We start from the raw sequence: 23,538 nt of genomic DNA on the forward strand, positions 1-23,538 counted from the left end.
CGAGCCTATCGGGCGCGGCGCGACCGGCCGGCCCCTCCCGGTCTAGCGAGCGGTGGCGCCGCCGTCGCCGTGCGCGGTGTCGTCGCCGTGCGCGGTGCCGTCACCGGCGTCCGGCCCCGCCGTCTCGTCGCGCCCGTCGCGGAGGTCGACGACGTCGGCCCGGTGGTGACCCGTCGTCCCGTCCTGCTCCGGCGCCGCGGCGTGCGCGTCGGCGTGCGGGTCGAGCTCGTGCGCCTTCTCGCGCAGCTCCTGCGACGTCGACTCGTGCCGCTCGGCGGCGGCCAGCCGCTCGCGGGCCTCGCGCTCCTTCTCGGCGCCCTGCAGCTCGACCTCGGCGCGCTCGCGCTGGGCGCGGGCCACGTGCTCCTGGGCCAGGGCGCGCTCGCGCTCGGCCTTCGCACCGCTCTCGCGCGCCTCGGTCAGGTGCTCCTGCGCGCGGCGCTGGTCGCGCTCGGCCTGCACCCGCTGCCGCTCGGCCCGCTGCCGCCGCACGCGCGGCAGCACCAGCAGCGCCACCAGCAGCAGCACCACGACCACGGCGATCACGACGACGATCCAGGGCTTCACGGGGTCCTCCTCAGGCGCCCGCGGGTGCCTCCCGTGAGCCGTCAGGCAGCGTCTCGGACCTCGACGCGCCCGGCAACACGGAGCGGGTGCGACCTAGCGCGGGACGGCGGGGGTGTCGCCGCTCGGGTCGTGGCCGGTGGCCAGCGCCTCGGTCACCTCGCGCACGACCCGCCGCTCGACGACGAACGACAGGCCGGGCACGACGCCGGCCAGCACGAGGGCCAGCAGCCGGCCGAGCCGCCAGCGCAGCGCCGACCACAGGTTCAGCACGGTGACCAGGTACACGACGTAGATCCAGCCGTGCACGATCGCGACGACGTCACCGGCCCACCCGCCGTCCGGCTTCACGACGAGGTACTTCAGCAGGATCTCCAGGCAGAGCAGCAGCAGCATGACGCCGGTGACGATCGCCATGACGCGGTAGCGCAGCAGCGGCCCGCGCACGGCGTCCGGCCCGCGGCGCAGGTGGCTGCGGCTCGTCCCGGACGTGACCTGCTCGCTCATCGCACTCCCTGCACCTGTGGTCCGGGCCGCCCGGGCTCGAGCGCCCGCTGCGCGTCCTCGTGGTCCTGCCGCACCATCTTCCACCACAGCACGAGGGCGAACGCCGCGAACACCCACCACTGGACGGCGTACGCCGCGTTGCGCCAGGCGATGCCCGAGGCGGCGGGCGCGGGGGCCGGCACGCGCTGCACCGGGTCGCCCGCGGCGCCGGTCGCGCGCTCGGCGGTCAGCACGACGTACCCGTTGTAGATGGGGGTGCCCCAGCGGTTCGCCAGGTCGGCGGCGTCGAGGCGGCTCAGCACGGCGCCGGCGACCGGGGCCTCCGGCGGCGCCTCGTCGGGCTGCAGCACGCCCTCGACGCGCACGGTGCCGGACGGCGGGGCGACGGGGGCGGTGGACGACGCGACGACCCCGCGCACCACGGGCAGCCAGCCGCCCTCGACCTGCACGGCGGTCACCACCCAGACCCCCGGGTGCGACCGGTCGCCGACGAGCACCTGCCGCGTGGCGTCGTACGCGCCCTCGACGCTCACCCGGCGTCCGACGCCGGCGGCGGGGAACGACCGCTGGGGCTGCGCCACCTGCTGCACCGGCACCCGCGGGGCCGACGCCAGCTCGCGCCGCTCGCGCTCGGCACCCTTGTCGCGCGCCACACCCAGCTGCCACGACCCGGCGAACCCGAACGCGACGCAGACCAGCAGGACCGCCCCGAGCAGCGCCAGCCAGCGCGGTCGCAGGGCGGTCCTCAGCACCCCACGACCGTAACCCGGGCGGCCCCGGCGGCCGGTAATCGGTTCGTCGGCTGTCGGCACCTGCCCGTACCGTTGGCGGACGTGCGCACCCTCCCCCTCGACGACCCGGGCGACCCCGACCTGCGGGGTCCCTGGCGGTACATGTGGTGGGTCGCGCGCGGGCAGAAGGCGACGCTGCTGCTCGGCGTGCTGTGGGGCGTGCTCTGGATGGTCTGCCAGGCGCTGGTGCCGGTCGCGGTCGGGCGCGCCATCGACGAGGGCGTGGTCACCGGCGACGGCGGCGCCCTCGTGCGCTGGTCGCTCGCCGTGGTCGCGCTCGCCGTCACGGCCGCCGGCACCGGGCTGCTGCGGCACCGCGCCGCCGTCTCGAACTGGCTGATGGCGAGCTTCCGCACCGCGCAGCTCGTCGGCCACCACACCGCCCGCACCGGCGAGGCGCTGCCGCGCACCATCCCCACCGGCGAGGTCGTGTCGGTCGTCACGAACGACGCCATGCGCTTCGGCGGCGCGTACGACGTGACCGCCCGGTTCGCCGGCGCCGTCGTCAGCTACGTCGTGGTCGCCGTGGTGCTCACCAGCATCTCGACGCCGCTCGGGCTGCTCGTGCTGATCGGCGTGCCCGCGCTCACCGCCGTGCTGGGCCTGCTGGTGAAGCCGCTGCAGCGCCGCCAGGCCGCGCAGCGCGAGCAGGCCGGCCGGCTCACCACCCTGGGCGCCGACACCGTGGCCGGGCTGCGGGTGCTGCGCGGCATCGGCGGCGAGCGCACGTTCGTCGACGTGTACACCGCGCGGTCCGAGCAGGTGCGGCAGTCGGGCGTGCGGGTCGCCGGCGTGCAGGCCACGCTCGACGCCGCCCAGGTGCTGCTGCCCGGCGTGTTCGTCGTGCTGGTGACCTGGCTCGGCGCGCGGCTCGCCGTGCGCGGCGACATCAGCGTGGGCGACCTCGTGCAGTTCTACGGGCTGTCGGCGTTCCTGGTGACGCCGCTGCGCACCGCCACCGAGACGCTCGACAAGCTGACCCGGGCCCACGTGGGCGCCGGCCGGATCATCGCCGTGCTGCGCGTCTCGCCCGGCGTGCTCGACCGCACCGACGGTCGGCGCGCCGACCCGCTGCCCGACGCCCCGCTGCACGACCCGACGTCCGGCGTGACCATCGAGCCGGGCCTGCTGACCGCCGTCGTGAGCGAGCACCCCGAGCAGTCGGCGGCGCTCGCCGACCGGCTGGGCCGCTTCAGCGAGGTCGCCGGGGCACCGGTGACGCTGGGCGGCGAGCGGCTCGACCTGCTGCCGCTCGAGGCCGTGCGCCGGCACGTGGTCGTGAGCGAGAGCGAGCCGCGGCTGTTCACCGGCGGGCTGCGCGAGCAGCTGACCGGGCCGCGACCGGTGCCGGACGACGAGCTGTCGGCGGCCCTCGACGCGGCCGCCGCCGACGACGTGCTCGACGCGCTGCCCGACGGCCTCGACAGCGAGGTCGAGGAGCGCGGCCGCTCGTTCAGCGGCGGCCAGCGGCAGCGGCTGTCGCTCGCCCGCGCCCTGCTCACCGACGCGCCCGCGCTGGTGCTCGTCGAGCCGACCAGCGCCGTCGACGCACACACCGAGGCCGCCGTCGCCGCCCGGCTGCGCGAGCACCGGGCCGGCCGCACCACCGTCGTCACCACCGCCAGCCCGCTGCTGCTCGACCACACCGACCGCGTGGTGTTCCTCGAGCACGGCGAGGTGGCCGCCGAGGGCCGGCACCGCGAGCTGCTGCGCACCGTGCCCGCCTACCGCCGCACCGTGATCCGAGGGGAGGACGCATGAGCTCGCCGCGCACGCAGCCCGCGCCCCCGAGCCCGACCGCGCTGCCGGTCGCCTCGCCGCAGACCGTCCGCCGCGAGGCGAAGGCGCTGCTCGGCCAGCACCGCCGCAGCCTGGGCGGCGTGCTGGCGCTGCTCGCCGCCGCCGCGCTCGCCGGACTCGTCGGGCCGGCGCTGGTCGGGCGGCGCGTCGACGAGCTGCGCGGCGGCGCCGGGCTCGGCCGGGTCGACGCGCTGGCGCTGGTGCTGGCGATCGCCGTCGTGGCGCAGACCCTGCTGACGTGGGCCGCCCGGCGGCAGTCGTTCGTGCTCGGCGAGCTGGTGTTCGCCCAGCTGCGCGACGCGTTCATGCACCGCGTGACGCAGCTGCCGCTCTCGACCGTCGAGCGGGCCGGCACCGGCGACCTCGTCACCCGCACCACCCGCGACGTCGAGGCGCTCTCGCACACCGTCCGGTACGCCGTCCCCACGGTGATCGTCGCCACGATGACGACGCTGCTCACCGTGGCCGCCACGTTCGTCGCCGGGTGGCGGGTGGCGCTGCCGGTGCTGCTCGCCGTGCCGCTGCTCACCGCGACGTCGCGCTGGTACCTGAAGCGCGCTCCCGCCGGCTACCTCGCCGAGAACGCCAGCTACGCGGTGCTGAACGGCACGGTCACCGAGACGGTCGACGGCGCGCGCACGGTCGACGCGCTGGGGCTGGGTGACGCCCGCCGCCGGCGCGTCGACGCCGACCTGAGCCGCTGCTACGGCGCCGAGCGCTACACGCTGTGGCTGCGCAGCTGGTGGTTCCCGTCGATCGACTTCAGCTACTTCCTGCCGGTCGCGCTCGTGCTGCTCTGGGGCGGCTGGCTGGTGCACGGCGGGCACGCCACCGCCGGGCAGGTCACCGCGGTCACGCTCTACGTCATCCAGCTCATCGAGCCGGTCGACGAGCTGCTGTCGTGGCTCGACGAGGTGCAGGTCGGTGCCGCGTCGTACGCCCGCATCATCGGCATCGGCGACGTGCCCGACGACCGCACGCCCACCGGCGAGGTGCCGGACGACGACCGGATCACCGCCCGCGACGTCCGCTTCGCCTACCGGCCGGGGCACGACGTGCTCGGCGGCATCGACCTCGACCTGGCGCCCGGCGAGCGGCTCGCTGTCGTCGGACCGTCGGGCGCCGGCAAGTCCACCCTGGGGCGGCTGCTGGCCGGCATCAACGCGCCCACGCAGGGCCGGGTCGACGTCGGCGGCGTCCCGCTGGTCGACCTCGAGCTCGACGACCTGCGCAGCCACGTCGCGCTCGTCACGCAGGAGCACCACGTGTTCGTCGGCACCCTCGCCGACAACCTGCGGCTGGCCCGGCCCGAGGCCGACGTCGCCGAGCTGCGCGACGCGCTGGACGCGGTCGACGCGCTGAGCTGGGCCGACCGGCTGCCGCAGGGGCTCGACACCGAGGTCGGCTCGGGCGGGCACGAGCTGACGCCGGCGCAGGCCCAGCAGCTGGCGCTCGCCCGGCTGGTGCTGAACGACCCGCACACGCTGGTGCTCGACGAGGCGACGTCGCTCATCGACCCGCAGTCGGCCCGGCACCTCGAGCGCTCGCTCTCGGCGGTGCTCGACGGCCGCACCGTGCTGGCCATCGCGCACCGCCTGCACACCGCGCACGACGCCGACCGGGTCGCGGTCGTCGAGGGCGGCCGGATCACCGAGATCGGCACGCACGACGAGCTGCTCGCCGCCGACGGCGCCTACGCGGCGCTCTGGCGGAGCTGGACCGATGCACCCGTGACCTCCGAGCCGTCCGCTCGTTAGGCCGTGTGACGCGGGGCCGGCCGTCCACCCCCGGTGCCGGCCCCGCGTCCACGCCCCGCCCGTTCCGCCCCGCCCCCTGGCGCCACGTTCCACGGCGCTGCTCCCTGCGCGTGACCCTCACCGGATCTGCACCCGCGCCCGGAGCCCGGCTGCCACGATCGCGCGGTGCCCCGTCGTCCGAGCCGTCGCGCCGTGCTGCTCGGCGGCGCCTCGGCGGTGGTGGGCGCGGCGGGTGGTGGCTACGCGGCGGTCGAGCGCGACCTGCTGCCGGGACGGGTGCGGCTCGACCAGGCGCTGCACCGTCCGGACGCCGACCTGACGCCGCCGGTCGGCCCGAGCGGCACGACGGTCACCGGCTCGTTCGCGTCGCGCGCCCGCGGCACCCGCGTCGGCTGGACCCTCGTCGCGCCGCCGGACGTCGACGAGCGCGACCTGCCACTCGTCGTGGCGCTGCACGGTGCGCGCTCCACCGGCGCCGAGTACCTGCTGCGGAACGTGGCGATGCCGGCGTTCCTGGCGGCGCACGTGCGCGACGGCGGGCGGCCGTTCGCCGTGGTCGCCCCGGACGGCGGCCCCGACCGCTACTGGCACCCGCGCGCCGACGGCGACGACCCGCTCGGCATGGTGCTCACCGAGCTGCTCCCCCGCATGGCCGACCGCGGGCTGCGCACTGGCCGGATCGGCGTCATGGGCTGGTCGATGGGCGGCTTCGGCGCGCTGTCGACCGCGCGCGAGTCGGCCGCGGGGCGCACCGGCGACGTGCGGGTCGTCGTCGCCGCGGCGTCCAGCCCCGCGCTCTTCGCCTCGGCCGGCGGCACCTCGCGCGGCTCGTTCGACTCCCCCGCCGACTGGCGCCGCTGGGGCGACCTGGTGCGCGACCCCGGTCTGCACGGGCTGCCGGTCACCGTCAGCTGCGGCTCGAGCGACCCGTTCGCCACCACCACCCGCGCCTACCGCTCGGCCGTGCACCCGCGGCCCGCCGGCGGCCTCAGCGCCGGCTACCACACGCCCGGCTACTGGCGCAGCGTGCTGCCGGCCCAGCTGCGCTTCCTCGGCCGGCACCTCACCTGACCCGCCGCCTGACCGCCGCCTGGCCCGAGCATCATCGTGGCGACGAGCACCGCCCCAGCGAAGGCCGTTGCCACGATCGTGCCCCGCGCCGGCGCGCGCTCCGGGCGCTCAGGTGCGGGCGACGGGGGCGAGGACGGCGGCGGTGAGGTGCACGAGGTCGGCGGGCGCGAGCTCGAGGCTGGCGCCGCGACGTCCGGCCGAGACGAGCACCGTCTCGTGGGCCGACACCGAGGCGTCGACGACGGTGCGCAGCGGGCGGCGCTGGCCGATCGGTGAGATGCCGCCGACGACGTACCCGCTGCTGCGCTCCGCGGCGGCCGGGTCGGCCATGGCGGCGCGCTTGCCGCCGACCGCCGCGGCGAGCGCCTTGAGGTCGAGCGACGCCGACACCGGCAGCACCGCGACGGTGAGCGTGCCGTCGACGTCGGCGACCAGCGTCTTCAGCACCCGCTCGGCGCTCACCCCGAGCGCGGCGACCGACTCGTCACCGAAGTGCCGGGTCGCCGGGTCGTGCTCGTAAGTGTGCAGGGTGTGCGGCACGCCGGCACGGGCGACCGCGACGGTCGCCGGCGTGCCGACGTGCTTGCCACCCCTGGCCATCGGTCAGGCCGTGACCTCGACGTCGCGCCAGAACGCCACGCGGTCGGTGATCTGCTTCGCGGCGTCCTTCGGCTGCGGGTAGTACCAGACGGCGTCGGCCGACTCGTGGCCCTCGGCCGCGAGCGAGTAGTACGACGCGGTGCCCTTCCACGGGCACACGCTGGTGGTGTCGCTCGGCACCAGCACGTCGTCGCGCAGCGCGGTGCGCGGGAAGTAGTGGTTGCCCTCGACGACCACGGTGTCGTCGCTCTCGGCGATGACGATGCCCTGCCACACGGCCTTCATGACTGCTCCTTCACGTCGAACGCGACGCCGGTGAGTTCCAGCGACCGCTGCCAGAGCAAACCCGCGAGGTCGACGTCGTATGCCGTGGGTGATGCGACGGCCTTCACCGGGTGCCCGCGGGTGCCGCCGAGACCGCCCGGCCCGACCAGCTCGGCACCGTGGACGTCGGGGGCGCCGGCGGCGTAGAGGGTGGGCCAGGCACCGTGCTCGGCCGACTGGCTGAACGGCCGCGAGACGACGCCGGCCACCGCGCCGAGCAGCTTCGAGCGGCTGGCCGGGCCGGCCGAGATGAGGTTCGTGGCGGCGAAGCCGGGGTGCGCGGCGACGCTCAGCAGGGGCCACCCGGCGGCGACGGCGCGCCGCTGCAGCTCCATCGTGAACAGCAGGTTCGCGAGCTTGCTCTGGCTGTACGCGGTCCAGCCCCGGTAGCGCTGCTCGGACTGCAGGTCGGTCAGGTTCACCCGGCCCGCGGTGTGCGCGACGCTCGTCAGCGTGACCACGCGGGCGGGTCGGCCCGAGTCGTCGGACTGCAGGTGCGGCAGCAGCGAACCGGTGAGCGCGAAGTGCCCGAGGTGGTTGGTGCCGAGCTGCATCTCGAAGCCGTCGGCGGTGGTCTGCCGCTGCGGCAGCGCCATCACGCCGGCGTTGTTCACCAGCAGGTGCAGCGGGCCGGACCACTGCCGCGCGAACGCCCGCACCGACGCCAGGTCGGCGAGGTCGAGCACGCCGAGCTCGACGCCGCCGGCACCGGGCGCGGCGCTCAGCCCGCGGCGCACCTCCGCGAGCGCCCGGTCGCCCTTCGCCGGGTCGCGCACCGCCATGACGACGTCGACGCCGTGCCGGGCGAGCTCGAGCACGGTCGGGACGCCGATGCCCGAGCTGGCGCCGGTCACGACGGCTCGGCGGCCGTGCAGGTCGGGCAGGTCGGACGGCGTCCAGCGGTGGCTGCTCACCGGTGCATCATCACGGTCGGGTCGAGCGGCCGCACGCGCAGCCCCCGAGCGGCTCAGCGCACGCCGACGCGCTTCATCACCCGCACCCCGGCGGTCAGGGCGCGCGCCCACTGCTCCGACGTCATGCCGGGCGGGACGCCGAAGCCCCAGAGGCGCTGCGTGGTGATCGTCTGCGCCTCGGTGAAGTCGTGCACGCCCTCGGCGCCGTGCCGCCGCCCGAGGCCGCTGGCCCGCATGCCGCCCATCGGCGCACCGACGCTCGCCCAGGTCGCGGCGTACGCCTCGTTCACGTTGACCGTGCCGGCCACGATGCGCGAGGCGATGCGCCGGCCCCGGGCGGTGTCCCGCGTCCAGATGCTCGCGTTGAGGCCGTAGTCGCCCTCGTTGGCGCGCTCGACCGCCTCGGCGTCGTCGCGCACCCGGTACACCGACACCACGGGGCCGAACGTCTCGTGCGCGTAGCAGGCGGCCTCCCGCACCACGCCCTCGAGCACGGTCGGCTCGAAGAACAGCGGCCCCAGGTCGGGCCGGGCCCGGCCACCGGCGAGCACCCGCGCACCGTGGGCCACCGCGTCGCGCACGTGCTCGACGCAGACGTCGAGCTGACGGGCACTGGTCAGCGAGCCCACGTCGACGGCGTAGTCGAGCCCCGGCCCGAGGCGCAGCGCCCGCACCCGGGCGACGAAGCGGTCGAGGAACGCGTCGGCGACCTCCTCGTGCAGCAGGAGGCGCTCGGCGCTGATGCACAGCTGCCCGGTGCTGGCGAAGCACCCGCGCACCGCGCCCTCGACCGCGCGCTCGAGGTTCGCGTCGTCCGCCACGTACATCGCGTTCTTGCCGCCGAGCTCGAGCGTCGCGCTCACCAGTCGCGCGCCGGCCTGTGCGGCCACCTGCCGGCCGACCGCCGTCGAGCCGGTGAAGCACACCGCGTCGGCGACGTCGACGACCGCGCCGCCGATCGTCGGCCCGTCACCGAGCACCACCTGCACCAGCCCGTCCGGCACGCCGGCCTGCACGAGCAGCTCGACCGCGCGCAGGGCGGTCAGCGCGGTCTGCGTGTCGGGCTTGAGCACCACGCCGTTGCCGGCCAGCACCGCCGGCACCACGTCGCCGATCGCCAGCGTCAGCGGGTAGTTCCACGGGCTGATGACGCCGACCACGCCCTTGGGCTGGCGCAGCTCGAGCGCCTTCGACAGCACCGGGAACGGGCCCTGCCGCCGCTTCGGCCCGAGGTACTGGTGCGCCCGGCGCGCGTAGTGCCGGCACAGCGTCGCGACGTCGAGCACCTCCTCGAAGGCGTGCGCGCGGGCCTTGCCGTTCTCCAGCTGGATCAGGTCGAGCAGCTCGGTCTGGTGGTCGAGCAGCAGGTCGTGCAGCACGAGCAGCGGACGGGCGCGCTCGGCCAGCGAGCGCCGTCCCCAGCCGCGCTGCACCGCCCGGGCCGCGTCGGCGGCCACCCGCACGTCGTCCGGCGTGGACGTCGGCAGCTGGGTCAGCGGCGCACCCGTCGCGGGTGCGCGCGTGGTGGTGGTCGGGGCGCTCGGCGCGGCGACGACCCGCCGGGCCAGCCGCCGGCTCGTGGCCGGGTCGACCGCCCAGGTCGCCGACGGGTCGGTCTGCGGGTCGACCACGGTGTCGCTCACCCGACCACCGTAGCCCGCGGCGCGGGACGAGCGGCAGGGTTCACCGAGCGCTCACCGTCGTGCCGTCGCGCGCCCCCGCGTCCTGTCGTAGCGTCCGAGACCACGGCACCGACGACACGCACCTGGAGGCCACGTGCCGAAGCAGCCCGAGCAGCACCTCGAGGTCGAGCGCACCTACGACGTCGACGACGAGACGCTGCTGCCCGAGCTGCTGGAGGTCGAGGGCGTCGAGCGCGTCACCCCGCCCCAGGTGCTGCCGCTCGAGGCGGTCTACCACGACACCGCCGACCTGGCGCTGGCCCGCGCCCGGGTCACGCTGCGGCGGCGGCGCGGAGGGCACGACGACGGCTGGACGCTCAAGCTGCCGGACGCCGCGGGGCGCCTCGAGCGCACCGCCCCGCTCGGCCGCTCGACGAGACCGCCCGCCGCGCTGCTCGAGCCGGTGCGCGCCCTGGTGCGAGACCACCCGCTGGGGCCGGTGACCACCATCAGCACCCGCCGCACCCTGCGGACGCTGCTCGACGCCGAGGGCCGCACCCTGGCCGAGGTCTGCGACGACGTCGTGACGACCACCGGGCCGCGCGGCGACCAGGCGTGGCGCGAGTGGGAGGTCGAGCTCGGGCCGCACGGCGACACGGCGCTGCTCGACGCCGTCGAGGTGCTGCTGCTCGCGGCCGGCGCGCAGGTCAGCGACACGCCGTCCAAGCAGGCGCGGGCGCTCGGCCGCCTGCCGAAGCGGCTGCGCGCCGTCCCCGCGCTGCCCGGGCGCGGGTCGTCGACGGGCGAGCTGGTGCAGGCGTTCGTGCGGACGCAGACGGCGACGCTGGTGACCGCCGACCCGGCGCTGCGGTCCGGTGACCTGGCGCAGCGCACGGCCGCCGTGCACGAGGCCCGGCTCTCGGTGCGCCGGCTGCGCTCGACGCTCACCGCGTACGCCGCGCTGCTCGACCCCGCGGCGACGCAGCCGCTGGCCGAGGAGCTGCGCTGGTTCGGCCGGCTGCTCGGCGAGGCCCGCGACGCCCACGTCACCGGCGAGCGGCTGCTGACCGCCGTTCGCGAGCTGCCGCCCGAGCTGGTGCTCGGCCCGGTCGCCGCCCGCGTCGACACGCACTTCGCGGGCGCGGAGCAGCGCGCCGCCCGAGCCGTCACCGCCGCGCTCGGCGGACGCCGGTACTACCGGCTGCTCGACGCCCTCGACGCGCTGGCCGCCGACCCGCCGCTCACCGAGGCGGCGCAGGCGCCGGCCGCGAAGGGCCTCGAGCAGGTGCTGCGGCACGAGTGGAAGCGGCTCGACCGCCGGGCTCGCGCGGCCCTGGCCGGGCCGGGCGAGGCGGCCGACGGCACCTCCGCCGACGAGCTGCTGCACGCCACGCGCAAGGCGGCCAAGCGGCTGCGGTACGTCGCGGAGTCGGCGCGGCCGGTGGTCGGCAAGCCCGCCAAGCGGCTCGCCGCCTCGGCGCACCACGTGCAGCAGCTGCTGGGCGACCACCAGGACGCCGCCGTGGCGCTCGACGCGCTGCGCGAGCTCGGCGTGCGGGCGCACCTCGACGGCGACAACGCGTTCACCTACGGCCTGCTGCACGCCGGGCAGCAGGCGCTGGCCGAGCGCAGCCGCCGCGAGTTCGCCGACGGCTGGGCGCGGCTGCGCCCCGAGCGGCCCTAGCCCGCGCGGCTCAGACCGGCTGGTACGGCGCGACGACGACCTCGACGCGCTGGAACTCCTTGAGGTCGCTGTAGCCGCAGGTCGCCATCGCGCGGCGCAGCGCACCGACCAGGTTCGTGGTGCCGTCGGCGGAGCGGCCCGGCCCCTCGAGGATCTCTGACAGCGGCCCAAGCGTGCCGACGTGCACCCGCTCGCCGCGCGGCAGCTCCTGGTGGTGCGCCTCGGGCCCCCAGTGCCAGCCGCGCCCCGGGGCCTCGACGGCCCGGGCGAGCGCGGCGCCCAGCATCACGGCGTCCGCGCCGCAGGCGATCGCCTTGCCGAGGTCGCCGCTCTTGCCCATGCCGCCGTCGGCGATCACGTGCACGTACCGGCCGCCGGACTCGTCCATGTAGTCGCGGCGGGCGGCGGCGACGTCGGCCAGCGCGGTCGCCATCGGCGCGTGGATGCCCAGCGTGGTGCGGGTGGTGTGCGCCGCCCCGCCGCCGAAGCCGACGAGCACGCCCGCCGCGCCGGTGCGCATGAGGTGCAGCGCCGCGGTGTACGTCGCGCAGCCGCCGACGATGACCGGCACGTCGAGCTCGTAGATGAAGCGCTTGAGGTTCAGCGGCTCGGCGCGCCCCGACACGTGCTCGGCGCTGACCGTCGTCCCGCGGATGACGAACAGGTCGACCCCGGCGTCGACCACGGACTTCCACAGCTGCTGCGTGCGCTGCGGGGTGAGCGCCCCGGCGACGGTGACGCCCGCCTCGCGCACCTGGCGCAGCCGCTCGACGATGAGGTCGGGCTGCACGTCGGCCGCGTAGACCTCCTGCATGCGCCGGGTCGCGGACGCCGGGTCGAGCGACGCGATCTCGGCGAGCAGCGGCTCCGGGTCCTCGTACCGGGTCCAGAGCCCCTCGAGGTCGAGCACGCCCAGCCCCCCGGCCCGGCCCATCGCGATCGCCGTCGCGGGCGACATCACCGAGTCCATCGGCGCGGCGAGCACCGGCAGCTCGAACCGGTAGGCGTCGATCTGCCACGCGACCGAGACCTCCTGCGGGTCGCGCGTGCGGCGGCTCGGCACCACGGCCACGTCGTCCAGCGAGTAGGCCCGACGGCCGCGCTTTCCCCTGCCGATCTCGATCTCGGTCACGGCGGCAAGGGTACCGGGGCGCCGGGTGCCGTCGTCCCGCCCCGGCCGGCCTGCCGACGCGAGCCACGTGAAGTCGGCTCGCGCACCGCGCAAGGGGTTCCCGCACCGTTCCATGGGCGTGCACACCCATGGAACGGTGCGTGAGCCAACTGAACGTGGCCCGCGTCGCGGGGGCGGGTCGGGCCGGGGGCGGGTCAGGCGGGTGGGGGCGGGGCGAGGTGCGGGCGCTGGGCGGCGCGGGCGGCCTCGTACGTCGTGCGGGCCGCCTGCGTGCTGGGCAGGGTCGAGACCTCGGCGACCGGCACGTCCCACCACGCGTCGCTGTCGGGGGCGCCGGTCTGCGCCGAGCACTCGACGTGCACCACCGTCGTGCGGTCGGACGCCGTGGCGCGGGCCAGCGCGTCGCGCAGCCCGCCCAGCGTGGTGCAGCGCAGCACGTCGGCGCCGAGGCTCTCGGCGTTGGCGGCGAGGTCGACGGGCAGCAGGTCGCCGTCGAGCCGACCGGACGCGCCGCGGTACCGGTACGACGTGCCGAACCGCTGCGAGCCCAGGCTCTCCGACAGCGCGCCGATCGAGGCGAAGCCGTGATTCTGCACGAGCACCACGACGAGCTTCACGCCCTCCTGGACGGCGGTCACCAGCTCGGTGGCGAGCATCAGGTACGACCCGTCGCCGACCATGACGAAGACCTCGCGGTCCGGGGCGGCCATCCGCGCGCCGAGCCCGCCGGCGATCTCGTAGCCCATGCAGGAGAAGCCGTACTCGACGTGGTACCCCTTCGGGTCGCGGGCCCGCCACAGCTTGTGCAGGTCGCCGGGCATCGAGCCGGCCGCGCAGAGCACGACGTCGCGCGGCCCGGACGCCGCCTCGACCGCACCGATCACCTGCGCCTGCGTGGGAGCGCTCTCGGGATCGGCGCCGGCGTCGTAGCAGCGGGTCACGACGGCGTCCCACTCGCGGGCCAGCCGCTCGGCGCGCGACCGGTGCGCCGGGTCGACCTTCCAGCCGTCGAGCGCAGCCGTCAGCCCGGTCAGCGCCTCGCGGGCGTCGGCGACCACGGCCAGGCCGCTGAGCTTCACGGCGTCCGCGCCGGCGACGTTGACGTTGGCGAACCGGACGCCGGGGTGCGCGAACGCGGTGAGCGAGGCGGTGGTGAAGTCGCTCCAGCGGGTGCCGACGCCGATCACCAGGTCGGCGCCGCGGGCCAGCTCGTTCGCGGACGTGGTGCCGGTGGCGCCGACCGCCCCGACGCAGAGCGGGTGGTCGGCGGCCATCGCGCCCTTGCCCGCCTGCGTCTGCGCCACCGGGACGCCGGTCGCCTCGGCGAACGCCCGCAGCGCCTCGGTCGCCCCGGAGTGGACGACGCCGCCGCCGGCGACGAGGAGCGGCCGCTCGGCCGACCGCAGCAGCGCCGCGAGCCGTTGCAGCACAGCGGGTTCGGGCACCGGCCGCGCGACGTGCCACACCCGCGGCTCGAACAGCTCGACCGGCCAGTCGTGCGCCTCGGCCTGCACGTCCTGCGGCAGCGCGATCGTGACGGCACCGGTCAGCGCCGGGTCGGTCAGCACGCGCATCGCGGCGAGCAGGGTCGACGGCAGCTGCTCGGGCCGCCAGACGCGGTCGAAGTACGCCGACACCGGGCGCAGCGCGTCGTTCACGCTGACGTCGAAGCCCTGCGGGTGCTCGAGCTGCTGCAGCACGGTGCCCGACGCACGGGTGGCGAACACGTCGCCGGGCAGCAGCAGCACCGGCAGCCGGTTGATCGTGGCCAGCGCGGCCCCGGTGACCATGTTGGTGGCGCCCGGCCCGACGGACGTGGTGCAGGCCATGGTCTGCAGGCGGTCGCGCACCCGGGCGAAGGCCACGGCGGCGTGCACCATCGCCTGCTCGTTGCGCGCCTGGTGGTAGGTCAGCGCGCCGGGCTCGTCGAGCTCGGCCTGCAGCAGGGCCTGGCCGACGCCGGCGACGTTGCCGTGGCCGAAGATGCCGAAGCACCCCTCGACCAGCCGCTGCTCGACGCCGTCGCGCTCGCTGCGCTGCGCGGCGAGGAACCGCACCAGCGCCTGGCTCACCGTCAGCCGGACCGTCTGCTCGGTCATGCGCCGCCCCCTCCCACCGGCAGCCGCGGGTCGGTCGCCGCGCCGTCCCACGTGCCGCGCACCCAGGCCAGCGCCGGGTCGTCGGTGATCTTCCACGCGCGCTCGGCGCCCGGCCCGGCCATCACGTTCAGGTAGTACAGGTCGTACCCCGGCGCGGCCATCGACGGCCCGTGCCAGCCGTAGGGCACGAGCACCACGTCGCCGCTGCGCACCTCGGCCAGCACGTCGACCGGCCGCTCGTCGCTGGCGGAGACCCGGTGGTACGCCACGCCCGGCTCACCGGACGGCGAGGGCGCCACCTCGAACAGGTAGATCTCCTCGAGCTCCGACTCCCCCGGCCCGGCGTGGTCGTGCTTGTGCGGCGGGTACGACGACCAGTTGCCGCCGGGCGTCAGCACCTCGCACGCGATCATGCTGTCGGCCTCGAACGCCTCGGGCGTGCAGAAGTTGTTGACCTGGCGGGTCATCCGGCCGGCCCCGCGCACCTCGACCGGCACGCCCGACACGGGTCCGTACCGCGGCGGCAGGGCGCGCCGGGCCCGCGTCGCCGGCAGCGCGAACCGGCCGCCGCCCTCGCTGCGCACCGTGGCCACGGCGTCGCGCGGCAGGTAGGCGAAGTCGGTCGGCCCGGTGAACACGCTCGCCCGGCCGATCAGCTCGAACCGCTCGCCGGCCACCTGGACCACCGCCGAGCCCTCCAGCGGCAGCACGATCACCTCGTCGGCACCGGTCTCGACCACCTGCGAGCCGCCCGCGGCGAGCTCGAGCACCCGCACACCGCAGTACGACCACCCCGCGACCTCGGGCGTCACGACCGTCGAGAACCCCTGTGCCGCAGTGGTCCCGACCGGCAGGTGCCAGCGGCTCACGACGCACCGCCGTGCACGATGCCGCTGGCGACGTCGACCGCCGCGGCCACGTCGTCGTCCGCCGGGTACAGCAGGGCGCGACCCACCACGAGCCCGCGCACCCCGGGCAGCTCGACGGCGCGCGCCCACCGCTCGTAGGTGTCGTCGGGGTGGCCGGTGGGGTCGCCGCCCAGCAGCAGCGTCGGCAGCGTGGTGGCGTCGACCACCCGCTCCATCTCCTCGACCACCGGCAGCTTCAGCCAGGTGCGCGCGCTCGTCGGCCCGAGCGCCTGCGCCACGTGCACCGAGCGGACGACGGCCTCGGGGCTCAGGTCGTTCACCACCCGGCCGTCGCGGCGCCCGGACCAGAACGGCTCGATCATCGCGACCAGGTCGCGGTCGGCCAGCTCGCCCACCACCCGGGCCGCCGCCTCCAGCGTGCGCACCGAGCCGGCGTCCGACGGGTCGATGCGCACGAGCATCTTGCCGCCCTCGAAGCCCTGTGCCGCAAGGGATCGGGCGTCGTACCCGGTGAACCGGTCGTCCAGCTCGAACGCCGCACCCTGCAGGCCGCCGCGGTTCATCGAGCCGATCACCACGCGGTCGTCGAGGTCACCGAGCAGCAGCAGGTCGTCGACCACGTCGGGCGTCGCCACCACGCCGTCGACCCCCGGCCTGGCCAGCGCCACCCGCAGCCGCGCCAGCAGGTCGCTGCGGCTCGCCATCGCCTGCCCGTCGCCGCGGACGCCGAGGGCGCCGCGCGCCGGGTGGTCGGCGGCCACCAGCAGCAGACGCCCGTCGTCGGGCAGCAGCGGACGACGGCGACGCACCAGCGCGGCCTCGGCCACCGCCTCGGGGTGCCGGGCCCGGACGTCGGTCAGCGCAGCCAGCGACGCGGCGAACGCCGTCGGCCCGATCGCCCGCACCGAGCCGCCGCCCTCCGGAGCGTTCACGCCGCCACCCCCAGCTCGTGCTCGACCTCGGCGGTCGTCGGCATCGCGGTCGAGCACTCCAGCCGCGAGGCGACGATCGCCCCGGCCACGTTGGCGAAGCGCAGCGTCCGCTCCAGCGGCCAGCCCTCCAGCAGCCCGTGCACCAGCGCCCCGCCGAACGCGTCGCCCGCGCCCAGGCCGTTCAGCACCTCGACCTCGTGCACCGGCACCACCACGCGCTCGTCGGCCGTCCGCGCCAGCACGCCGTCGGGGCCCTGCTTCACGACCGCCAGCTCGACGCCGAGCGCGAGCAGCGCCTCGGCCGCGGCGTCGGGGTCGCGCTCGCCCACCGCGACCTCGCACTCGTCGCGGTTGCCGACGGCCACGGTCGACGCCGCCACGGCCTCCAGCGCGCGCTCGCGCCCGGCCTCGACGTCCGGCCAGAACGCGGGGCGCCAGTCGAGGTCGATGACGGTGTGCCGCAGCCGACCGCGGGCCCGCCACGCGAAGCGGTGCGCGTCGAGGCTCGGCTGCTGCGACAGGCCGGTCAGCGTCGTCCAGAGCACGCGGGCGGAGGCGACCGCCGCGGCGTCGACCTGCTCCGGCGTGAGCTGCAGGTCGGGGGCGGTGGGTGTGCGGTAGAACCAGATCGGGAAGTCGTCCGGGGGGAAGATCTCGCAGAAGGTGATCGGCGTGGGCCACTCGGCCACGGGGGTCACCCACCGGTCGACGACGCCGAGGTCGCGCAGCGCCTCGTGCACGAACGTGCCGAACGGGTCGGCGCCGGTGCGCGTCACGACCGCGGTGCGCCGACCGTGCCGCGCCGCCGCCACCGCGACGTTCGTGGCGCTGCCGCCGAGGAACCGGCCGAACCGCTCGACGTGCTGCAGCGGCACCCCGGCCTCCAGCGGGTAGAGGTCGACCCCGATGCGGCCCATGGTGATCAGGTCGAACGGCTGCTCGCTCACGCCAGCCGCCGCAGGTGCTCGACGCCGGCGCGGACGTCGGCGAGCGGGCCCTCGCCGCTCGGCGGGCCGTCGAGCACGGTGTCCTGCTCCATGACGTACCAGCCCTGGTACCCGGACCCCTCGAGCAGCCGCACGATGCCGGCCACGTCGACGTCGCCCTGGCCCAGGGGGCGGTACAGCCCCTGCGCCACGGCCTCCGCGTAGCCCAGCTCGCCGGCGCGGACGCGTTGCGCGACAGCGGCGTCGACGTCCTTCAGGTGCACGTGCGCAACACGTGCAGCGTGCGACCGGACGACGTCGAGCGGGTCGGTGCCCCCGACCAGCAGGTGCCCGGTGTCGAGGCAGAGCGCCGTGCGCGACCCGTCGAGCACCCGCTCGACCTCGTCGCCGCGCTCGACCATCGTGCCGACGTGCGGGTGCAGCACCGCCTGCAGGCCGCGGGCCTGCGCGTGGTCGGTCAGCTCGTCGAGGCGGCGCAGCAGCAGCGCCCACCCGTCGGCGTCGAGGTCGGGCCGGGCGTCGTAGCCGTCGGCACCGGTGGCGGCGGCCAGCACCACGGTGGCCGCACCGGCCGCGAGCAGCTGGTCGATCGAGCGGTCGAGACCGGGCAGCGGGTCGTGGGCCGGGTCGTGCAGCACCACCGGCACGAAGCCGCCGGCGCAGGCCAGGCCCTCGGCGGCGAGCGCGGCCGCGGCCTGGGCCGGGTCGGCCGGCAGGAAGCCGTCGGGTCCGAGCTCGGTCGCGCGCAGGCCCAGCTCGCGCATCTCGCGCAGCACCCGCTCGGGCTCGAGCTGGTACCCCCACCCGGGCACCTCGCACACGCCCCACGAGATCGGGGCACCGGCGAGACGCTCGGTGAGCACGGTCACGCGCCGGCCTCCTGCAGCGTCGAGACCGCCTGCGGTGCAACGGCTTCGGCGATCTCGGCGACGCGGACCGCCCGGTGCTCGCGGCGCGACCGGTCGGCGGCCTCGGCGACGAGCAGGGCGGCGAGCGCCTCGTCGACGGTGCACGGGCTGGGCGCCTCGCCGCGCGCCATCGCCACGAACGCGGTCATCTCCGCGACGTACGCCGGGGTGAACCGGTCCCAGAACCCGGGCCACGACGGCTGGTGCGGGAAGCTGACACCGGGTTCGGCCGACCGCAGCGGCACCCGCTCGTCGAGGCCCACGACCAACGTGTCGTCGGTGCCGGCGAGCTCCATGCGCACGTCGTACCCGGCGCCGTTGTGCCGAGACCCCTGCACGGTCGCCAGCGTGCCGTCGTCCAGCGTGAGCACGGCGGTCTGCTCGTCGACGTCACCGGACGCCGCGAAGACCTCGTGCCCGCGCGCCGCGCCCACGGCGTACACCTCGACCACCTCGCGACCGGTGACCCAGCGCAGCGCGTCGAAGTCGTGGATGTGCATGTCGCGGTAGATGCCGCCGCTGCGCGGGACGTACTGCACCGCCGGCGGCCTGGGGTCGCAGGTGACCAGGTGCACGCGTCGCAGCTCGCCCAGCCGGCCGGCTCGCAGGGCCTCGCGCGCGGCGGTGTACCCGGCGTCGAAGCGGCGCTGGAACCCGACGTGCACGAGCGCACCGGCCGCCGCGACGCGGTCGCGCACCAGCAGCGTGCCCGCCAGGTCGGCCGCGACCGGCTTCTCGCAGAACACCGGCAGGCCGGCGTCGACGCCGGCGAGCACCAGCGCGGCGTGCGCGTCGGTGGCGGCCGCGATCACCAGCGCCTCGACCCCGGCGGCGACCAGGCCCGCGACGTCCGGCACGTGCTCGACGCCCAGCTCGGCGGCCACCTCGGCGGCCCGCGCCGGTAGCGCGTCCTGCACGACGAGGCCGTCGACGTCGGGGTGCCCGGCCAGGGCGCGCGCGTGCTCGACACCGATCCGGCCCACGCCGGCCAACCCGATCCGCATGACCGGCAGCCTGGCGCGCCCGGCGCAGCCGTGTCAACCACATGTCAGGACATTCGGACAACCGCACCTGACCTGGCTAGGCTGCCCGCGTGCTGCGCCTCGACCTCGACCGCACGAGCCCGCTGCCGCTGTGGTCGCAGCTGGCCGAGCAGCTGGCCGCGGCGGTCGACGACGGGCGCCTGGCGCCGGGCGACGGCATCGAGAACGAGGTCGCGCTGGCGGCCCGGCTTGGGGTGTCGCGGCCCACGGTGCGCCGGGCCATCGGCGACCTGGTCGCCCAGGGCCTGCTGGTGCGCCAGCGCGGCGTCGGCACGCAGGTGGCCAGCCGCATGGTGCACCGCCGGGCCCGGCTGACCAGCCTGTACGACGACCTGGCCCGCGAGGGGCGCACCCCGACCACCCAGGTGCTCGCCGTCGACCCCGGCGTGCAGGACGCGCGAGCCTGCGCCGCCCTCGGCCTCGAGCCCGGCACCCCGCTGCTGCGGGTCGACCGGCTGCGGCTCGCGGGCGGCGAACCGCTGGCGCTCATGCGCAACTGGCTGCCACCGCGGTTCGCCGACCTCTCGCGCGACGACCTCGAGGGCGCCGGCCTCTACACGCTGCTGCGCGAGCGCGGCGGGCAGCCGACCGTGGCGCGGCAGCAGCTGGGCGCCCGGGCCGCCACGGCCGCCGAGGCCCGACAGCTCGGCACCCGGCGGGGCGCCGCGCTGCTGACCATGACGCGCACCGCGTTCGACGCCGCGGGCGAGGGCATCGAGCTCGGCGACCACTGCTACCGCAGCGAGCACTACAGCGTGGAGGTCGTGGTGGCGCAGTCGTGAGCGCGGTCGCGAGCGGGGTGCTGCGGGTCGGGGTGGTCGGGCTCGGCGTCATGGGACGGGCGCACGCGCAGGTGCTGCAGGCGCTGCCCGGTGTCGCGGTGACCGCCGTCGCCGACGTGTCGGACGCCGCGGTGGCCGCGGTCGTGGAGCGCACCGGGGCCGTCGGCACCGGCGACGGGCTGCAGCTGGCGGCCGGCGCCGACGTCGACGCCCTCGTGGTGGCCTCCCCCGACGCGACGCACGCCGCGCTGGTGCGGGCCGCGCTCGACCGCGACCTGCCGGTGCTGTGCGAGAAGCCGCTCACGACGTCGGTCGCCGACTCCGCCGCGCTGGTCGAGCTGGAGTCGGGGCGCGGCCTGGTGCAGGTCGGCTTCATGCGCCGCCACGACCCGGCCTTCGCCGCGGTCGCCGACGCCGTGCACGCCGGCCGGGTCGGCGCCCCCTCGGTGCTGCGCACGGTGCACCGCAACCCGGTGTCGGCGTACGCCTTCGAGCCGTCGGTGCTGTGGCGCAACTCCGCCTCGCACGACGTCGACCTGGTGCGCTGGACGACTGGCTGCGACGTCGTCGAGGTGTCCTGCGAGCCGGCCCCGGACGGCCCCGACTTCGCCGCGGTGCTGCTGCGGCTGCGGACGACGTCCGGCGCGGTGTCGGTGAGCGAGCTGTCGTACGGCGCGCACCAGGACTACGAGGTCGGACTCGAGGTGAGCGGGGCGGGCGGCGTCGTGGGCACGCCGCTCGAGCGCAGCCCCGACTGGACGCACCGCTTCGACGAGGCCTACCGGCGCCAGCTCGTCGCCTGGGTCGACGCCGTGCGGGCCGGCCGCACCGACCCGCGCGCCGCCACCGCCGCCGACGGGCTCGCCGTCACCGTGGTGCTCGAGGCCGCCGACGCGTCGTGGCGCGCCGGCGGGGCGCCTCAGAGGCTGACGTTGTAGTTCGGGGCCTCGACGGTCATCTGGATGTCATGCGGGTGCGACTCCTTCAGGCTCGCCTGCGTGATGCGGGTGAACTGCCCCTTCGCCGCCAGCTCTGGCACGGTGCGCGCCCCGACGTAGAACATCGACTGGCGCAGGCCCCCGACCAGCTGGTGCGCGACGGCCGCGAGCGGGCCGCGGTAGGCGACCCGGCCCTCGATGCCCTCGGGCACGATCTGGTCGTCGCTGGTGACCTCGGCCTGGAAGTACCGGTCCTTGGAGTACGACTTCTTGCCGCGGCTGCTCATCGCGCCGAGCGAGCCCATGCCCCGGTAGGCCTTGTACTGCTTGCCGTTCACGAAGATCAGGTCGCCCGGCGACTCGTCGCAGCCCGCGAGCAGCGAGCCGATCATCACCGACTCGGCGCCGGCCACGATCGCCTTCGCGATGTCGCCGGAGTACTGCAGCCCGCCGTCGGCGATCACCGGCACGCCCGCCGGGCCCGCTGCGAGCGAGGCCTCGTAGACGGCGGTGATCTGCGGGGCGCCCACGCCGGTGACGACGCGGGTGGTGCAGATGGAGCCCGGTCCGACGCCGACCTTGATCGCGTCGGCGCCGGCGTCGACGAACGCCTGGGCGCCGGCCCGGGTGGCGACGTTGCCGCCGATCACCTGCACGTGCCGGGTGGCCGGGTCGGTCTTCAGCCGCTGCACCATGTCGAGCAGCAGCCGCACGTGACCGTGGGCGGTGTCGGCGACCAGCACGTCGACCCCGGCGTCGACCAGCGTGGTGGCGCGCTCCCACGCGTCGCCGAAGTAGCCGATGGCCGCGCCGACGAGCAGCCGGCCGTGGGCGTCCTTCGACGCGTCGGGGAACTGCTCCGACTTCACGAAGTCCTTGACGGTGATCAGGCCCGCCAGCCGGCCCTGCTCGTCGAGCAGCGGCAGCCGCTCGCGCTTGTGCTGGCGCAGCAGCGTCGTGGCGTCCTCGTGCGAGATCCCGACCGGCGCGGTGATGAGCGGCATCGGCGTCATGACCTCGTCGACCTTGGTGGTCGCCCACTCGCTGACCGACACGAAGCGCAGGTCGCGGTTGGTGATGATGCCCAGCAGGCGCTGCTCGGCGTCGACCACCGGCAGCCCGGAGATGCGGTACCGGCCGCACACCTCGTCGAGCTGCTCGAGCGTCGCGTCCGGCCCGATGGTCACCGGGTTCGGGATGAGCCCGGTCTGCGTCCGCTTCACCAGATCGACCTGGTACGCCTGGTCCTCGATCGACAGGTTGCGGTGCAGCACGCCGATGCCGCCCTGGCGCGCCATCGCGATCGCCATCCGGGCCTCGGTCACGGTGTCCATCGCGGCCGACAGCAGCGGCACGCGGAGCGACAGCTCGCGGGTGAGCCGGCTCGTGGTGTCGACCTCCGCCGGCACCACGTCGGTCTCACCGGGCAGCAGCAGGACGTCGTCGTACGTCAGGCCGAGGGTGGCGAACTTGTCGGGGACGTCAGCGAGCGCCATTGCTCGATGCTACCTGCGCCGTGCCGGCGTCCGAGCCGCCGGGAGCACCGGCCCGCACGCCGCCGCGCCCGACGTGGCGCGGCTCACCCCCCTCGTCGTCGATCACGTGACGTGGGCTGACGGTCGCTCTGCGAGGCGTGCGCCCCTCGTGAAGCAGCCGCAGGCCTACTTCACGTGGTCGACGTCGCCGGGCGTCGTGGCCGGGGCGGTGGGGTCGGTCGGCGTGGGCGGCGGCGTCTGCGGGGGCCGAGGGCGCTCGGTCGGCTTCGCCGTCCTGCTCGGCTTGGGCGGCTTCGGCGTCTTGGTGGGCTTCGGCGTCTTGGTGGGCTTCGGCGGCTTGCTCGACGTCGAGGGCTCGGACGTCGTGGGCGTCGGGTGCTTCGTCCGGCGCGGACCCGTCGTGGGGCTGCCGCTCGGGGTGCGCGTCGGCCGGGTGGTCGGTGACCCGGGCTCGGTCGGTGAGCCCGTGCGCGTGGGACGCCCGGTGTGCGTGCGCGACCCGTGCCCGGTGCCGGTCTGGTGGGTCGACCCGCCCGCGACGGCCGACCCCTGGCCCCCGCCGGTGCCGGACGACGGCACGCCGGTGGGTCCGGTGGGTCCGGTGGGTCCCCCGGCCGTGCCGGTGACCCCGGGGACGACGGCACCGGTCTGCCGGGCCAGCTGCGCCAGGCGCTCGCGCAGCTCGGCGCCGCCGCCGTCGGGCAGGCCGGCGGCGAGGCTGCTGAGCTGCTGCACGTCGTCGGCGCGCGGGCCGCCCG

Annotated in this window: 21 protein-coding genes and 1 pseudogene; 6 read left to right on the top strand and 16 right to left on the bottom strand. The window is 76.2% G+C overall.

Translation table 11 applies throughout. The features are described from left to right. Positions 1–42 precede the first annotated feature (42 nt). The 3 genes from ACYVI6_RS04415 to ACYVI6_RS04425 all read right to left on the bottom strand — a co-directional run bounded on the left by ACYVI6_RS04415 (position 43) and on the right by ACYVI6_RS04425 (position 1,823). The gene (locus tag ACYVI6_RS04415; RefSeq protein ID WP_460445205.1) at positions 43–567 is read right to left on the bottom strand and encodes a hypothetical protein; all 525 of its coding nucleotides are present in this window, start codon (positions 565–567) and stop codon (positions 43–45) included. Positions 568–660: 93 nt separating this feature from the next. After that, complete coding sequence (locus ACYVI6_RS04420) at positions 661–1,071, bottom strand: DUF3817 domain-containing protein (RefSeq protein WP_284289823.1); 411 nt, start codon at positions 1,069–1,071, stop codon at positions 661–663. Beyond that, positions 1,068–1,823, bottom strand: a complete 756-nt coding sequence (locus tag ACYVI6_RS04425; protein WP_460445206.1) for an SURF1 family protein — start codon at positions 1,821–1,823, stop codon at positions 1,068–1,070. Before ACYVI6_RS04425 ends, ACYVI6_RS04420 begins: the two co-directional genes overlap by 4 nt. 81 nt (positions 1,824–1,904) lie before the next feature. Between ACYVI6_RS04425 and ACYVI6_RS04430 the strand changes: the two genes are divergently transcribed. From ACYVI6_RS04430 to ACYVI6_RS04440, 3 genes are all read left to right on the top strand, one after another. Next, positions 1,905–3,623: an ABC transporter transmembrane domain-containing protein gene (locus ACYVI6_RS04430; protein ID WP_460445207.1), complete on the top strand. Its 1,719-nt coding sequence runs from the start codon at positions 1,905–1,907 to the stop codon at positions 3,621–3,623. Further along, positions 3,620–5,419 (top strand): ABC transporter ATP-binding protein, encoded by a 1,800-nt coding sequence (locus ACYVI6_RS04435; protein ID WP_460445208.1) that lies wholly within the window; start codon positions 3,620–3,622, stop codon positions 5,417–5,419. Before ACYVI6_RS04430 ends, ACYVI6_RS04435 begins: the two co-directional genes overlap by 4 nt. Positions 5,420–5,584: 165 nt before the next feature. After that, complete coding sequence (locus ACYVI6_RS04440; RefSeq protein ID WP_460445209.1) at positions 5,585–6,490, top strand: alpha/beta hydrolase; 906 nt, start codon at positions 5,585–5,587, stop codon at positions 6,488–6,490. Between the two features lie 108 nt (positions 6,491–6,598). On the opposite strand, the gene ybaK is transcribed toward ACYVI6_RS04440, so the two are convergent. The 4 genes from ybaK to ACYVI6_RS04460 are packed head-to-tail and all read right to left on the bottom strand — an operon-like array spanning position 6,599 to position 9,971. Beyond that, the gene (gene ybaK, locus ACYVI6_RS04445; RefSeq protein WP_460445210.1) at positions 6,599–7,090 is read right to left on the bottom strand and encodes a Cys-tRNA(Pro) deacylase; all 492 of its coding nucleotides are present in this window, start codon (positions 7,088–7,090) and stop codon (positions 6,599–6,601) included. Positions 7,091–7,093: 3 nt separating this feature from the next. Next, a complete protein-coding gene (locus ACYVI6_RS04450; RefSeq protein ID WP_284289815.1) occupies positions 7,094–7,375 on the bottom strand; it encodes a DUF427 domain-containing protein in 282 nt (93 codons plus the stop codon). Continuing rightward, a complete protein-coding gene (locus ACYVI6_RS04455; protein ID WP_460445211.1) occupies positions 7,372–8,328 on the bottom strand; it encodes an oxidoreductase in 957 nt (318 codons plus the stop codon). Before ACYVI6_RS04455 ends, ACYVI6_RS04450 begins: the two co-directional genes overlap by 4 nt. A gap of 53 nt (positions 8,329–8,381) precedes the next feature. Further along, positions 8,382–9,971: a succinic semialdehyde dehydrogenase gene (locus tag ACYVI6_RS04460; RefSeq protein WP_460445212.1), complete on the bottom strand. Its 1,590-nt coding sequence runs from the start codon at positions 9,969–9,971 to the stop codon at positions 8,382–8,384. A gap of 133 nt (positions 9,972–10,104) precedes the next feature. On the opposite strand from ACYVI6_RS04460, the gene ACYVI6_RS04465 reads away from it, so the two are divergent. Then, positions 10,105–11,634 carry a CYTH and CHAD domain-containing protein gene (locus ACYVI6_RS04465; RefSeq protein WP_460445213.1) on the top strand — a complete coding sequence of 510 codons (1,530 nt, stop codon included), beginning with the start codon at positions 10,105–10,107 and terminating at the stop codon, positions 11,632–11,634. Positions 11,635–11,644: 10 nt separating this feature from the next. Here ACYVI6_RS04465 and ACYVI6_RS04470 read toward each other — a convergent pair whose 3' ends face one another. From ACYVI6_RS04470 to ACYVI6_RS04500, 7 genes are all read right to left on the bottom strand, one after another. Then, complete coding sequence (locus ACYVI6_RS04470) at positions 11,645–12,766, bottom strand: GuaB3 family IMP dehydrogenase-related protein (protein ID WP_460445214.1); 1,122 nt, start codon at positions 12,764–12,766, stop codon at positions 11,645–11,647. Positions 12,767–12,960: 194 nt separating this feature from the next. Then, positions 12,961–14,865, bottom strand: coding sequence for a 3D-(3,5/4)-trihydroxycyclohexane-1,2-dione acylhydrolase (decyclizing) (iolD, locus tag ACYVI6_RS04475; RefSeq protein WP_460445215.1), 1,905 nt, complete (start codon positions 14,863–14,865; stop codon positions 12,961–12,963). Beyond that, positions 14,862–15,734, bottom strand: a complete 873-nt coding sequence (iolB, locus tag ACYVI6_RS04480; protein WP_460445216.1) for a 5-deoxy-glucuronate isomerase — start codon at positions 15,732–15,734, stop codon at positions 14,862–14,864. Before iolB ends, iolD begins: the two co-directional genes overlap by 4 nt. After that, positions 15,731–16,630 carry a Cgl0159 family (beta/alpha)8-fold protein gene (locus ACYVI6_RS04485; RefSeq protein WP_460445223.1) on the bottom strand — a complete coding sequence of 300 codons (900 nt, stop codon included), beginning with the start codon at positions 16,628–16,630 and terminating at the stop codon, positions 15,731–15,733. Before ACYVI6_RS04485 ends, iolB begins: the two co-directional genes overlap by 4 nt. Positions 16,631–16,662: 32 nt before the next feature. Then, on the bottom strand, positions 16,663–17,613 hold the full coding sequence (gene iolC / locus ACYVI6_RS04490; RefSeq protein ID WP_460445217.1) for a 5-dehydro-2-deoxygluconokinase: 951 nt from the start codon (positions 17,611–17,613) through the stop codon (positions 16,663–16,665). Next, a complete protein-coding gene (locus ACYVI6_RS04495; protein WP_460445224.1) occupies positions 17,610–18,476 on the bottom strand; it encodes a TIM barrel protein in 867 nt (288 codons plus the stop codon). The genes iolC and ACYVI6_RS04495 overlap by 4 nt, the downstream gene beginning before the upstream one ends. 2 nt (positions 18,477–18,478) lie before the next feature. After that, positions 18,479–19,525, bottom strand: coding sequence for a Gfo/Idh/MocA family protein (locus tag ACYVI6_RS04500; protein ID WP_460445218.1), 1,047 nt, complete (start codon positions 19,523–19,525; stop codon positions 18,479–18,481). A gap of 89 nt (positions 19,526–19,614) precedes the next feature. On the opposite strand from ACYVI6_RS04500, the gene ACYVI6_RS04505 reads away from it, so the two are divergent. Both ACYVI6_RS04505 and ACYVI6_RS04510 read left to right on the top strand, forming a co-directional pair. Further along, on the top strand, positions 19,615–20,346 hold the full coding sequence (locus tag ACYVI6_RS04505) for a GntR family transcriptional regulator (RefSeq protein ID WP_460445219.1): 732 nt from the start codon (positions 19,615–19,617) through the stop codon (positions 20,344–20,346). Next, complete coding sequence (locus ACYVI6_RS04510; protein WP_460445220.1) at positions 20,343–21,284, top strand: Gfo/Idh/MocA family protein; 942 nt, start codon at positions 20,343–20,345, stop codon at positions 21,282–21,284. Before ACYVI6_RS04505 ends, ACYVI6_RS04510 begins: the two co-directional genes overlap by 4 nt. On the opposite strand, the gene guaB is transcribed toward ACYVI6_RS04510, so the two are convergent. Then, entirely contained in the window at positions 21,266–22,780 is a 1,515-nt protein-coding gene (gene guaB, locus ACYVI6_RS04515) for an IMP dehydrogenase (protein ID WP_460445221.1), read from the bottom strand. The genes ACYVI6_RS04510 and guaB overlap by 19 nt on opposite strands. Positions 22,781–22,945: 165 nt before the next feature. Beyond that, a pseudogene (locus tag ACYVI6_RS04520) lies at positions 22,946–23,538 on the bottom strand (hypothetical protein); the annotation flags it as partial.

The organism is Angustibacter aerolatus, from assembly GCF_054776675.1.

Bases quoted from the DNA above. Each gene is read 5' to 3' on its own strand.
- guaB (WP_460445221.1), bottom strand. From the start codon at position 22,780: ATGGCGCTCGCTGACGTCCCCGACAAGTTCGCCACCCTCGGCCTGACG.
- ACYVI6_RS04450 (WP_284289815.1), bottom strand. From the start codon at position 7,375: ATGAAGGCCGTGTGGCAGGGCATCGTCATCGCCGAGAGCGACGACACC.
- iolD (WP_460445215.1), bottom strand. From the start codon at position 14,865: ATGACCGAGCAGACGGTCCGGCTGACGGTGAGCCAGGCGCTGGTGCGG.
- ACYVI6_RS04420 (WP_284289823.1), bottom strand. From the start codon at position 1,071: ATGAGCGAGCAGGTCACGTCCGGGACGAGCCGCAGCCACCTGCGCCGC.
- ACYVI6_RS04500 (WP_460445218.1), bottom strand. From the start codon at position 19,525: ATGCGGATCGGGTTGGCCGGCGTGGGCCGGATCGGTGTCGAGCACGCG.
- ybaK (WP_460445210.1), bottom strand. From the start codon at position 7,090: ATGGCCAGGGGTGGCAAGCACGTCGGCACGCCGGCGACCGTCGCGGTC.
- ACYVI6_RS04435 (WP_460445208.1), top strand. From the start codon at position 3,620: ATGAGCTCGCCGCGCACGCAGCCCGCGCCCCCGAGCCCGACCGCGCTG.